Origin of the sequence: Nocardia amikacinitolerans NBRC 108937 (assembly GCF_001612615.1) — a bacterium.
Taxonomy (GTDB): domain Bacteria; phylum Actinomycetota; class Actinomycetes; order Mycobacteriales; family Mycobacteriaceae; genus Nocardia; species Nocardia amikacinitolerans.
The window spans coordinates 170,091-183,254 of sequence record NZ_BDAU01000002.1; the positions used below are offsets into that span (position 1 = coordinate 170,091).

Below are 13,164 nucleotides of genomic sequence, written 5' to 3' on the forward strand. Positions count from 1 at the left end.
GCCGGGGAGGATGTCCGCGCCTCTGCCTTGTCGTCAGCGGAGACGAGCGGCGGCACCGCCGCCCTGTGCGATACCAGGGCGGCGGTGCTCCCGCGAACTCGGCGCTCGATCAGCCGTTCCGCTCGGTCGGCGGCTCAGTGCTTGGTCAGCAGCTTCGCCCGCACCGCCTCGAGGGTCGCCGCGTCGATGCCGAGCCCCTCGCTCAGGAAGCGATCGAAGGAATCGTAGGACTGCTGGACCTGGTCGAAGGCCGCGTCGAGGAAGCTGCGGTCGACACCGACGATCGGCTCCCACAGCGTGCGGTCCTTGACGAGCCCCTGCTGAACGAGGGCGTCGAGCAGGTGCTTGTTGCCCGCGGCGAGGTTGTCGTTGGACTCCAGGAAGTCGTTGTAGATCTGGCCCTTCGGCACGTCGAGCGCGCTCATCAGGATGGCGGTCATCCAGCCGGTGCGGTCCTTACCCGCGGTGCAGTGGTAGAGCACCGCGCCTTGGGCGTTCGCGACCTCCCGGAACGCGGCGGCGAACTGGCCGCGTGCGGTCGGGTCGGTGACGAACCAGCGGTAGTAGGTGCGCATGATCTCGGCGGCCTTGCCGTCGCCGAGCACTTCCTGCTGCTTGTCGGGGCCGGCCTGGATGAGCCCGGACACCATGAGGAAGAAGTCGTTGGCGGGGTCGAAGACCGGCAGCTCGGTGCGGCCAACGCCGGACGGGAGCTTGTCGGGATCGCGGGACGCCTCGGTCGGGCTGCGGAAGTCGATGACCTGGGTGATGCCGAGCTCCACCAGCTTCTGCTGTTCGCCCGCGTCGAGCTTGGCGAGCGCGTCGGTGCGGTAGACGACGCCGGTCGCCACGCGGTTGCCGCGCTTGGCCGGGTAGCCGCCGATGTCACGGGCGTTGGGCGCGTGCGCCAAGCCCATCGGGCGATCGTGCTTGCCCGGCGATTCGAGGACGGGGACGGCCGGACCGGCGAGCGCGGGCGCGACGGTGACCGGCAGGACGCCGAGAAGTACCGCGGCCGAGGCCGCTACGACGCCGCGCATTGCGCGTGAAATGGTCACGGGGGGTGTTCCTTTCGATCATGGGCCCGGTTCTGCACGGTGAGCCCAAGTGGGTGCACGGCACCGCCCCCCCACCCGCATCCAGGGACGCTGCGGTGCCGTCGATTCCGCCCGAAGCGACTCGGGGACAGAGTTTTTCGTGATCAGTCGGCGAGCAGCGTGACGGTGCCCGCGGCGCCGTCCACCCGCACGCGCTGCCCGTCGGACAGACTGGTGGTCGCGGTCTTGGTGTCCACCACGCAGGGGATGCCGAATTCGCGCGCCACGATGGCCGCGTGCGAGGCGGAACCGCCGATGTCGGTGACTACCGCCGCGGCGTAGGCGAACATCGCGGTGTGCCCGGTGTCGGTCACCGAGGCGACCAGGATGTCCCCCGGCTCGATGTCGTCGTCGAGCGAGAGCACCAGCTTCACGGTGCCTTCCACCACGCCGGGACACACGCCGATACCGGTGAGGCTCTCGTCGGCGGCGAGCGCGCCCGCGTCGGCGACCGGTTCCCACTGTCCGGCAACGACATCGGGCATCCGGATGTCGCGCAGGCGCTTGCGCTCGGCGCGGCGGCGCTCGACCCGTTCGGCCGCATCGGCGGGCAGGCAGAAGATCTCGTCCAGGCTCAGGTAGCAGACGTCGTCGACCTCGCGCAGCTTGCCGGAGCGGATCAGCCGGTCGGCGCGTTCCCGGACCACCATGCGCAGGCAGTGCGTGATGCGGACGACGGCGTCGCGGGCCCGTTCCCTTGCGACGGTGGCGCCTGCCGCCATCCGGGCGGTGCGGCTCGGCGCGGAGTCAACGGGTTCGCGTGTGGGGGCTGGCATTTGGGCGGCCCGCGCGGCGGCGGTGACCAGCAACGAGGGACGGTCACCGAAGGTCGGGTTGACCAGCTCGCATTCGCCGGGGCCGCGGTGGCCGATCCGAGCGAGTTCCTCGTCGAGCGCCGCGGCGAAGGCGGGCGAGGCGGCGCGCGCCGCCGCGACGTCACCGGTGCCCGCGATCTCGAGCAGCGCCGAGTCGGCGCGGCAGAGTGCGGCAAGCCGTTCCACCGCGAGCATCGGCTTCGCCGATTCCAGCCGGTTCAAGTCGATCGGGACCTCGCCCGCGTTCTTGCCTCGGGCGTGCACGGCGGTGGCCGCGCCGGTCATCATGACGCCGATGGAGGCGGCCTGCCAGGCCTGGTGCAGCCGGTCGCGCCAGAGCAGCGCGCGCACGTGCAACTGCTCGTCGGTGAGTTCGGCGATTTGTTCGGCGGTCAGCGCCTCGGTGTGCGAGGCGGCGTTGATCAGTTCGGCGGTCGCGGCGAAACGGCGGGCGGTGGCGATGACCCGGGAGGTGGCCCGCGCGGTGGCGGCGGTGCTCGCCAAACCCGTTGGCATCGGCGGCTTCCCGTGCGGCTGGAGCGGGATCTCGTCGGGGATGTTGCCGTAGGCGTCGCGGCGGATGCTCTCCTCGTCCCAGCCGGGCATGTTCTCGGCGGCGAGCACGCCGATCGAGGCGTTGATGTAGATGTGGTGGCCGAGCACGGTGGTCACCCGGCTCGTCCAGTGCTCCAAAGCGATGCCGTCGAGCGCGATCATGGTGCCCATCGCCTCGTTGGCGAGCCGGATGGCGCCCGCGTGCAGGTCGATGGTGAGCGGCGTCATCGGGCCGGGCAGCGCCTCGGAGGTGTTGGTCGCGGTGTGCACCGGGTAGCGGGGGTCGACGCGGTCGTCGAACTCGCCCTCGAGACCTTCGGGCGCGACGTCGACCAGGCGGTGCCGGTCCGAGGTGGCGGCCCGCGCGGGAATCACGTGGGAAGGCAACGGAATCGCGCCGCTGCGGGTGCGGAAGGAACCGCCCGACGGCTTGCGGCCGACCAGCCCGCGCACCAGATCGGCCGCCGTCTCGGCCGCGGTCCAGCCGCAGCGGAATCCCCAGTCCTCCTGCGCCGCCGTGGCATTCAGCAGCGGCCTGCGGGCCGACCAGCCCGGCACCCAGGCGGAGTAGCGCACCTCGGCGGCGCGCATCATCGCCCGCACCTCGTCGGTCGTCACCAGGCCCGGCGCGGCGAGCTCGACGACGCCGACCCGCGGCGAGGTCGCCGCGAGCACGAGGAATCGGTCCAGGTCGTCGCTGTGCAGCAGCTGGAAGCCCCCGCCGGACTTGGCGCCGAGGATCGGTTCGAGCGCGCGTCGCGTCTCGTGGCCGATGCGACGACCGGCGACCAACGCGGTGCGGATCAGCAGGTGGTCGGCTCCCGAGGCCCGAAGCCGTTCGGCGACTTCGAATTCCGGCACACCGGCCGAGCGCGCACCCGCGACGACCGGCACCACCACGCGCGCACCGGCGTCCCTGGCGGCCGCGGCCACCGCGCCGACGGCGGGACCGGCCAGGTGGACGACGGTGTCGCAGCCCGCGACGGCACGGGCGCAGGCCGCGGCATCGGCCGGGTCCCCCGCGGTGAACCGCACCCGGGGGTCGACGAAGCGGTGCCACCGGCGGTCCAGACCGGCCACGTCGTGCCCGGCGGCCAACAGCATGCGCGCCACCGCCCGACCGCTCGGTTCGGTGATTCCGGTGATCAGGACCCGCATCGATATCCTCTCCTCACTGCGCCACCCACAAACGTGACGCCGTTCACACACCTTTGCCAGTGCGCGACCGCCGCAACCGGTTCAGTCCCACTGACCGGGAGGGAGCTATCGGCCACCGAGATGATCGGTGTCCGGGTGCCCTGCGAGGGGCGACTGTCGCAAGCATGAGCGAAACTCTGGGCGCGGCGGCCCGGTCGGTCGCACCGCGGGCGGCGGCGGAAGTCGGCGCCTACGACATCGACACCGACGTCCTCGTCGTCGGCTACGGATGTGCCGGAGCCGCAGCGGCTTTCGAGGCGGCCGAGGCGGGGGCGCGGGTGCTGGTGCTGGAACGCTCGGGCGGACCGGGCGGCGCGTCGGCGATGTCGGGCGGCGAGATCTACCTCGGCGGCGGCACCCCCATCCAGCAGGCCTGCGGCTTCACCGACACCCCCGAGCAGATGGCGGCGTTCCTGCGCGCCGCGCTCGGCCCCGGCGCGGACGAGGCGAAGATCGAGCGCTACTGCGCCGACAGCGTCGCGCACTTCCACTGGCTCGTCGCGCGCGGCGTGCCGTTCAAGCCGAGCCTGTGGGACGCGCCCGCCTGGGTCCCGCCGACCGACGACGGACTCATGTGGCTCGGCGAGAACAGCTGGCCGTTCACCGATCTCGCGACGCCCGCGCCGCGCGGACACCGGCCCGCCGCCAACGATTTCGGTGGTCGGCTGCTGATGGACGTACTCACGGGCGCGGCCGAGAACGCCGGTGCGCAAGCGCGATTCGACAGCTACGCGACGAATCTGATTCGCGCCGAGGACGGCACGATCACCGGCATGGTCGCGCGCCGCTACGGCCGCGAGTTCACCGTGCGCGCGCGGCGCGGTGTCGTGCTCACCACGGGCGGCTTCGTCGACGACGACCGGATGCTGGCCGCGCACGCCCCTCGGCTGCTGCACCACACCAAGGTCAGCGCGGGCACCGACGACGGCAGCGGCATCCGGATGGCGCAGGCGGCGGGCGCCGCGGTGCGCCACATGTCCGCGGGGCAGGTCGGCATCTCGTTGATCCCCGGTTTCGCGGCCGGCGGCATGGTCGTCAACGGACGCGGCGTGCGTTTCGTCAACGAGGACACCTACCCCGGTCGCATCGGCCAGGCCGCCCTGTTCCGGCAGGACATGGACGTGTGGGTGGTGCTGGACGAGCAGGCCTACGAGGCGGTACCCGAACCGCAGCGCTGGGGCGTGCGTCCCACCCACGTCGCCGAGACCGCGGACGAACTCGAACAGCTGCTCGGCACGCCGCAAGGCGCGCTCGCCGCGACCATCGCGCGCTACAACGAATTCGCCGCGCGCGGAACGGATCCCGACTTCCACAAGGCGCCGCGCTGGCTGCGTCCGCTGACTCCGCCGCTGGCCGCCATCGACGTCCGCGCCGGTATTCGCCCGCCTGCGGAGACCGGTGACCGGCGCGGCACCGGCGCGTCGGTGTTCACCCTTGGCGGCCTGCACACCACCGTGGACGGCGAGGTGCTCGACCTCGGCGGTGCGCCGATCCCCGGCCTGTTCGCCGCCGGACGCGCCAGCTCCGGCCTGCACGGCGAGGGCTACATCAGCGGCACCTCGCTCGGCGACGGCACGTTCTTCGGCCGCCTCGCGGGCCGCGCCGCCGCCCGCTGAGCGCAGGGAACCCCAGCTCACACGGTTCCGATCACCGGGACTGATCCCACCGGACGAGGGGCGGACGGCCCTAACGTCGCCACCATGGCGGGGGCCGCGCAGGCGGTTCCCTGCCCGACGAAACACAGGAGGACACCCGTCATGACCAACAAGGTGCTCGATCGGGTCCGGGACCTGCTTCCGGCGATCCGCGAACGAGCCGCGGACACCGACGCGCAGCGGCGGGTCCCGGTGCAGAGCATCCGGGAGCTGACCGAGGCAGGCGTGTTCCGGATGCTGCAGCCCGCCCGGTTCGGTGGTGACGAGTCCTCCCCCGTCGCCTTCTACGAGGTGATCCGCGCGATCGCCTCGGCGTGCCCGTCGACCGGCTGGGTGTCCTCGGTGCTCGGCGTGCACCCGTGGCAGCTCGCGCTGTTCCCGCTGAAGGCGCAGGAGGAGGTGTGGGGCTCCGACTCCGACACGCTGATCTCCTCGTCGTACGCGCCGACGGGCCTGCTCACCCCGGTCGAGGGCGGCTACGAGGTGAGCGGGCGGTGGAGCTTCTCCTCCGGCTGCGACCACGCCCAGTGGGCGTTCCTCGGCGCGCTCGCGCCCGACGAGAACGGCAAGCCGAGCGACTACCTGACGATCCTGGTGCCGCGCGCGGACTACGTCATCGACGACGTCTGGCACGTGGTCGGCCTGTCCGGCACCGGAAGCAACGACATCGTCATCGAGAAGGCGTTCGTGCCGCACCACCGCGCCTACAGCGCCACCGAGCAGTCGCAGCTGCGCGGACCCGGCCAGGAGGCGAATCCCGCCGCGCTGTACAAGATTCCGTTCGCGGGCGTGTTCTCCAACACCATCACCGCGCCGATCATCGGCGCCGCGCAGGGCGCGTACGAGGCGCACATCGAGCGGATGCGCGAACGGGTGCGGCTGTCCTACGGCGGCCAGAAGGTGGCCGAGGACGCGTTCGCCCACGTCCGGGTCGCGCGCGCCGCCTCTGAGATCGACGCCGCGATCCTGCAGATGGAGCGCAATATCGCCGAGCAGCTGCGCTATGCCGAAGCGGGCGAACCGATTCCGGACGAGGTGCGCCTGCGCACCCGCCGCGACCAGGTCCGCGGCACCGAGCGGGCGATCCAGGCGATCGAGCTGCTCTTCGACAACTCCGGCGGGCATTCGATCCGCAAGCCGAATGCCATCGAACGGCATTGGCGCGACGCGCACGCGGGCAGCGTGCACGTCATCAACGACGTCGAGCGCGCGCTGGCCATGTTCGGCCGCGGCGAATTCGGCATGACCGTCGAAGATCGGATGGTGTGACGGTGACGCTCACCGCGGCGGACACCACCCGCTGGGTGGATGTCGACGGGTTGAAACTTCGCTACCACGAGGCGGGTTCGGGTCCGCCGCTGGTGCTGCTGCACGGCTCGGGTCCCGGTGTATCGGGCTGGGCCAACTTCGGCAGCAACCTGGCGACGCTGTCCGAGCACTTCCGCTGCCTGATCCTGGACCAGCCTGGCTTCGGCGCCAGCGCGCGCCCGGACGTGTACGACCGCAACTACCTGCGCATCTCGGCCGACGCGGTGCTCGGCCTGCTCGACAGCTTGGAGCTGCCGAGCGCGCATGTGCTCGGCAATTCGATGGGCGGTGCGGTGGCCACCCTCTTCGCCCTCGACCACCCGACCAGGGTCGACCGGCTGGTCCTGATGGCGCCGGGCGGGGTCGGCGTCAACGTGCTTGGTCCCGAACCCTCCGAAGGCATCCGGCGGCTGCTCGACTTCACCGCCGACCCGACGCGCGAGCGGGTGCTGTCCTGGTTGCGCACCATGGTCTTCGACGAGCGGATCCTCACCGACGAGCTCGTCGACGCGCGCTTGGCCGCCGCGGCCGAACCCGCTGCCATCGCCGCCATCCGCGACGCGTACGCGACCTTCGCCGATCCCGCGCTGGCGGAACGGGTTCCGCTGTGGGCGCGGCTGCGCGGACTGCGCAACGAGGTGCTGATGCTGTGGGGTCGCGACGATCGGGTGACCCCCGTCGAGGGCGCGCTGCTGCCCTCACGACAGCTGCCGAACGTCGATCTACGGCTGTTCGGGCGCTGCGGACACTGGGTCCAGATCGAACGCAAGGCGGCCTTCGAACGCGCCGTCACCGATTTCCTCCGGCACGGCCTGTAGGTCGAACGGTGCGGGCGTGCCCACGGGCGCCCGCACCGGAAATCGAAAGGCGTTCGCCGTCGCGGGGCGATAGCCTCGGCCCATGATGTGGACCGCCCCCGACATCGAGCGGACGCCGAGCCTGCTCGTCGCCGACGAGCGCCCCCTGTTGCAGAGCTGGCTCGACCGGCACCGGAAGACCCTGCTGTGGAAATGCGCCGGACTGGACGCCGACCAGCTGCGCTCGCGCCCGCTGGCCCCCTCGCGTCTCTCGCTGCTCGGCCTGGTCCGGCACCTGAGCGAGGTCGAGCGCGGGTGGTTCCGCATCGCCGCGGCGGGTGTGCCGCTGGACTACCTCTACTGTTCGGAGGACAACCCCGACGGCGATTTCGACGACATCGCCGACGCGGACCCCGCGGACGCCTTCGCTACCTATCACCGTGAGGTGCGCGCCGCCGATGCCGCGGTTGCCGATCTGCCCTTGGCGCACACCTTCGCCCGCCCGGTTCGCGACACCGTCTTCAGTCTGCGCTGGGTGTACGTGCACATGATCGAGGAGTACGCCCGCCACAACGGCCACGCCGATCTGCTGCGCGAACGCATCGATGGCCGGACCGGCGACTGACAGCGCGGGCTCGAGTCGTACAGCTCGGCACACCGGTCCGGCGAAGACGCCCGGCGCACAACGATTCGGCGCAGCTGCGATCGATTCGGCGCACGGTGACCGTGGCCCGGCTGCCCGCGATCAGTCGGGCAGATGCTCGGCGACCCAGCCCGCGATCTGGGTTCGTGACTCGAACCCGAGTTTGGTCATGATGTGGTCGACGTGGCTTTCCGCCGTGCGGACCGAGATCACCAGTTCGGCCGCGATCCGCTTGTTGCTGTATCCGGCGGCGACCAGCTTGGCCACGTCCTTCTCCCGGCGCGTGAGGACGTCGGCCGCGGCGGGCTTCGGCGCCCGCTCGACGACGAGGGGCGCCGTGCCGAGCGCGTAGCGCACCGCCTCGTCGGTGCCGAGCGCGGCGCCGCTGTCGAACGCGGCGCGAAACTCCTTGTCCCCCATGGCCCGATGCACCTGATCGCGCACTTTGTCGCCGACCACCTCGGTCATCGCGTGGGCGAGTCGCTGGGTGCTGCCGCGCCGCACCGTGGACGCCGCTCCCATCAGCCGCGCCGCACGCACCCGGTCGCCCTCGGCGGCCGACACCCAAGCCAGACCGTCGAAACCCGAAGCGGTCCACACACATCGGTCGAACAACCGGAACTGCTCGACCGCGCGCCGGAGGTCGCCCGCGGCGCGCTCCTGCTCGCCGCGGCGCCAATGATTCGTCCCCACAGCCCAATACGCGAGCCCGCCGAGCAGATGTGAGCCGTGTTCGACGGTCTTCGCCAGGAAACGCTCGGCGACGACGTCGGCGCGCTCGTCCTCGAGCACGAGCGCGCACACGTAGGCGAAGGCGAGACTCTCCATCTCGGCACCGTGGTGACCGACCTCGCCCGCGCGCTCGGCCGCGGTGAGCGCGACCTCGAGCGCGCGGTGCGGATCGTTCTCACTGAAGGTCAGCAGCGCCGAAAGCAACGTCGCTTCGACAAGGACCTCGGCGGCATCGAGTTCGGTGGCCAGCTCCACGCATTCGCGCGCGTACCTGGTGGCTTCCGCGGTGTCCGACAGCATGGCCGCGATCACCGACGCGGCCGCGAGCGCGCGGGCCCGATCGACCGTGTGCGCCCTGTCCTTTCCGATCGCCTCCACCAGCCAGCGGTAGCCCTCCAGCAGGAACCGGTAGTGCTCCCAGAACGGGCGGAGTTCGGTCGCGATCTCCAGCGCCCGGTGCGCGCCCTCCGGATCGGACAGCGAGAACTGAAGGGCGGCACGCATATTCGCGTGCTCCCTGGTGACGTCGCGGAACCAGGCGACGTCCTCGCCGCCCCAGTAGGCGGTGCGGCCGCGGCGGGCGATGCGATGGTAGTGGTCGCGGTGGCGGATGCGCACGGCCCGTTCGTCACCGGCGGCGGCCAGCTTGGCCAGCGCGAACTGCCGCAGCGGCTCGAGCATGGTGTAGCGGCCGCTGCCGTCGCTGTCGTGCCGGTGCCCGAGCACCGACTTCTCGACGAGTCCGGTCAACGCGTCGACCAGCGCGTCGGGCGGATCGACCACGCACACCGCTTCGGCCGCGTCGAGATCGAAACCGCCCGCGAACACCGCGAGCTGCTCCCACAGCCGCTGCTCGTCGGGCGTGCACAGGTCGTAGCTCCAGCTGATCGCGGCTTCGAGGGTCTGCTGGCGGCGCGGCGCGGTGCGCAGGCCCGTGGTGAGCAGCCGCATGGCGTCATCGAGGCGGGCCAGCACCTGGTCGGGGGTGAACATCCGCAGCCGCAGCGCCGCCAGCTCCAACGCCAACGGGATGCCCTCCAAACGGCGGCAGATCGCCGCGAGGACAGGGAGATTGGCGGCGGTGACCCGGAATTCGGGGTTGGCCGCCGCCGCCCGGTCGATGAGCAGGCGCAGCGCTTCGCTCTCGCCCGCGGCGATCTCCCCGGTCAGCTCGTCGGCCGTCGGGACGGGCAGCGGCGAGACCGGCATGACCTGCTCGCCGTCCACGCCGAGCGGTTCCCGGCTGGTCGCCAGGATCCGTACCCCGGTGGTGGCCGGGATCAGCCTGCTCACCAGCGCCGCGCAGGCGTCGATCAGGTGTTCGCAGTTGTCCAGGACGAGCAGCAGGTTCTTGTCGGCGAGGAACTCGGTGAGCCCCGCCAGCGGTGCGCTGGTGTCGTCGCGCAGGCCGAGCGCCTGCGCGACGCTCAACGCCACCAGATCCCCCTCTTGGACGTGGGCGACCTCGACCAGCCACACCCCGTCCGGAAACGCCCGCCGCACCGACTCCCCCACCCGACGCGACAGCCGGGTCTTGCCGACCCCGCCGGGTCCGGTCAGGGTGAGCACCCGCGTGGTGGCCAGCAGTCGCTTCGCCGCGGCGAGTTCATCACCGCGTCCGACGAAGCTCGTCACCTCCGCGGGGAGGTTTCCTGTCACGTGCCGCACCACGCCGAATACCTTCGCACGTATGGCCGACACGGCGGGCGTTTTGCCGCTATTCAGCGGGACGATGCCGCCCGATTGGCCGCACGGATCACCGCCGCGAGCGAGGCCCCGAGCACCGAGTCGGCGCGTCCGCAGCTCCACCCGGTCCGCTCGCCCATCCGGTATTCCAGATAGGTGATCGCGGTGCTGTCGCTGCCCGTGCCGATCGAATGCTGGGTCAGGCCGAGCACCCGAACCGGCAGCCCCGCCGCGGCCAGCGCCCGGGTGAGCGCTTCGACCGGCCCGACGTCGCGATGCTCGGTGGTCGACGTCGCGCCGTCGACGGTGAGGGTGATGTCCGTGGTCGCGGCGCCGGTGCGCCATTCCTTCAGCGCCACGGGCGCGGATTCCGGGTCGTCCAGGTACGCGGCGGTGAACAGCTCGTGCAACTCGGCCGCGGTGATCTCCAGGCCGGTGTCGTCGGCGTGCGCCTGGACGCGGCGGGCGAACTCGATCTGCAACCGCCGAGGCAGGTCCAGGCCGTACTCGGCGTGCAGCAGGTAGGCGATGCCACCCTTGCCGGATTGCGAGTTGACCCGGACGACGGCGTCGTAGGAACGGCCGAGGTCGGCCGGGTCGATCGGCAGATACGGTACCCGCCAATCGATCTCGCGCTCCTGGCGTCCGGTCGCCGCGGCGCGGGCGCGGTGCTCGGCCATGCCCTTCTTGATCGCATCTTGGTGGGTGCCGGAGAAGGCCGTGTGCACCAGGGCGCCGACGTACGGGTGCCGTTCGTGGATGGGCATGCGGGTGCAGTACTCGACCGTGCGGGCGATCTCGTCCACGTCGGAGAAGTCGATCATCGGGTCGACGCCCTGCGCGTGCAGATTCAGCGCCAGCGTGGCCAGGTCGACATTGCCGGTGCGCTCACCGTTGCCGAAGACGCAGCCCTCCACCCGCTGCGCGCCCGCCAGCACCGCCAGTTCCGCGCAGGCGACGCCGGTGCCTCGGTCGTTGTGCGGGTGCACCGAGAGGATCACGCTGTCGCGGCGGGCCAGGTTGCGGTGCATGTACTCGATCTGGTCGGCGTACACGTTCGGGGTGGCGACCTCGACGGTCGCGGGCAGGTTCAGGACGACCGGTCGTTGCGGGGTGGCGTCCCACAGGGTCGTCATCCGGTCGCACAGGTCGAGCACGTAATCGGGTTCGGTCAGGTTGAACACCTCCGGCGAGAACTCGAAACGCACCGAGGGCAGACCACCGGCGAACTCGAGCACATCGCGCCCGCCCGCCAGGATCAGCTCGCGCAGCGCGTCACGGTCCTTGCCGAGCACCACCTCCCGCCAGGTCGGCGCGGTGGCCGTGTACATGTGCACGACGACCTCGTTGCGCAGGCCGCGCACCGATTCCACCGTGCGTTCGATGAGGTCGCGGCGGGCGGGGGTGAACACGACGATGGTCACGTCCTCGGGCGCGAGCTCGGTCTCGGCCAGCAGCCGGACGAAATCGAAATCGGTCCGCGAGGCCGAGGGATAGCCGACCTCGATCTCCTTGTAGCCCATGGCGACGAGCAGCTCGAAGAAGCGCCGCTTGCGTTCGGGGTCCATCGGCTCGGCGAGCGCCTGGTTGCCGTCGCGCAAATCGACCGGGACCCAGAGGGGCGCCGCGGTGATCCGCGCGTTCGGCCAATCACGTTGTGTCAGGGGTACTTCCACCCGGTCGTAGACGGCGCGATAGCGGTGCGACGGCATCGCGGAGTGCCGCTGTCTGTTCCAGTGCGGCGCACCGTCGGCGACGGGGCCTTCCGGGGTGTGAACGGTGGGGAGAACACGCGTTGTCATGGTCTGCTTTCCGGCCGGGACGGCCTGCGCATACGAGAGGTGACCGGCCACGACGAAGCCCCACGGCGGGGCGGCCAGGTCGAATCAGGCCCCGCCGTGGCGGCTGAGCAGAAGCATGCGCGTCATGATGGCTAGACTCTACACAACTCCTCAGACAAGTAGAGAGGTTCGATGGTCTCGCAGGTTCGCCGTCACCCGCTCGCCGCGCAGGCGGCCGAGTTGCTGCTCGCCCGCGTCCGCGCGGGTGAATGGCCGCTCGGGCACCGGCTGCCCAGCGAGACGACCCTGGCCGCTCAGCTGGGCGTCGGCCGCTCCACGCTGCGCGAGGCCATCCGCGAACTGGCGGGCAAGGGCGTGCTGGACAGCCGCCAGGGCGCGGGCGTTTTCGTCACCGCGCTGGACGTGACCGAGGAGTGGGACGCGGTGCTGCGCCGCGCCGCCATCGCGTCGGTGATCGAGGCCAGGATCGCCATCGAGGCCGAGGCCGCCGCGCTCGCCGCCACCCGGCGCACACCCGCGGACCTGCGCACGATCCGCCGCGCGCTCTCGGCGCGGGAGACGCGGGGCGAGCCGGTCGACGAGCACGTCGACGCCGACATGGCGTTCCACCGCGCCGTGATCGTCGCCGCGCACAACGATGTGCTGACCCAGCTCTTCGATACCTTCCTGCCGCGCCTGCGCCAGGCCATGATCGACATGCTGAAGATCCGCCCCGTGCCGTCGGAATCCGAGGACCACGAGGCGCACATCCGGCTGGTCGACGCCATCGCGCACCGAAACCCCACGGCGGCAGCCGAATTCAGCCGCGCCCATCTCACCGCCCTGAAGGCGGCGTTCTCGTGATCGTTCCGAGGAGGAAACACCCGCGACCGCGCCC

At 71.3% G+C, this 13,164-nt stretch carries 9 protein-coding genes; 5 read left to right on the forward strand and 4 right to left on the reverse strand.

Annotated features, from left to right (window positions below; translation table 11 throughout):
• Positions 1–134: 134 nt before the first annotated feature.
• Together NAM01S_RS03005 and NAM01S_RS03010 are read right to left on the reverse strand one after the other, a co-directional pair.
• A complete protein-coding gene (locus NAM01S_RS03005; RefSeq protein ID WP_253798139.1) occupies positions 135–1,058 on the reverse strand; it encodes a tyrosine-protein phosphatase in 924 nt (307 codons plus the stop codon).
• 143 nt (positions 1,059–1,201) lie between these two features.
• On the reverse strand, positions 1,202–3,625 hold the full coding sequence (locus tag NAM01S_RS03010) for a PEP-utilizing enzyme (RefSeq protein ID WP_067778790.1): 2,424 nt from the start codon (positions 3,623–3,625) through the stop codon (positions 1,202–1,204).
• A 164-nt stretch (positions 3,626–3,789) separates the two neighbouring features.
• On the opposite strand from NAM01S_RS03010, the gene NAM01S_RS03015 reads away from it, so the two are divergent.
• The 4 genes from NAM01S_RS03015 (at position 3,790) to NAM01S_RS03030 (ending at position 8,049) form a co-directional block, all read left to right on the forward strand.
• Positions 3,790–5,280 (forward strand): FAD-dependent oxidoreductase, encoded by a 1,491-nt coding sequence (locus NAM01S_RS03015; RefSeq protein ID WP_084482363.1) that lies wholly within the window; start codon positions 3,790–3,792, stop codon positions 5,278–5,280.
• A 141-nt stretch (positions 5,281–5,421) separates the two neighbouring features.
• Positions 5,422–6,588 (forward strand): 3-hydroxy-9,10-secoandrosta-1,3,5(10)-triene-9,17-dione monooxygenase oxygenase subunit, encoded by a 1,167-nt coding sequence (gene hsaA, locus NAM01S_RS03020; RefSeq protein WP_067778793.1) that lies wholly within the window; start codon positions 5,422–5,424, stop codon positions 6,586–6,588.
• 2 nt (positions 6,589–6,590) lie between these two features.
• Positions 6,591–7,445 (forward strand): alpha/beta fold hydrolase, encoded by an 855-nt coding sequence (locus NAM01S_RS03025; RefSeq protein ID WP_157107573.1) that lies wholly within the window; start codon positions 6,591–6,593, stop codon positions 7,443–7,445.
• Between the two features lie 82 nt (positions 7,446–7,527).
• On the forward strand, positions 7,528–8,049 hold the full coding sequence (locus NAM01S_RS03030; RefSeq protein ID WP_067778798.1) for a DinB family protein: 522 nt from the start codon (positions 7,528–7,530) through the stop codon (positions 8,047–8,049).
• Positions 8,050–8,169: 120 nt separating this feature from the next.
• Here the strand turns inward: NAM01S_RS03030 and NAM01S_RS03035 are convergent, their stop codons facing one another.
• Positions 8,170–10,458, reverse strand: a complete 2,289-nt coding sequence (locus NAM01S_RS03035) for a LuxR C-terminal-related transcriptional regulator (RefSeq protein WP_253798141.1) — start codon at positions 10,456–10,458, stop codon at positions 8,170–8,172.
• Between the two features lie 62 nt (positions 10,459–10,520).
• A complete protein-coding gene (locus tag NAM01S_RS03040; RefSeq protein ID WP_253798189.1) occupies positions 10,521–12,197 on the reverse strand; it encodes a 2-isopropylmalate synthase in 1,677 nt (558 codons plus the stop codon).
• A gap of 261 nt (positions 12,198–12,458) precedes the next feature.
• On the opposite strand from NAM01S_RS03040, the gene NAM01S_RS03045 reads away from it, so the two are divergent.
• Entirely contained in the window at positions 12,459–13,130 is a 672-nt protein-coding gene (locus NAM01S_RS03045) for a FadR/GntR family transcriptional regulator (protein ID WP_067778801.1), read from the forward strand.
• The last annotated feature ends 34 nt before the right edge of the window (positions 13,131–13,164 follow it).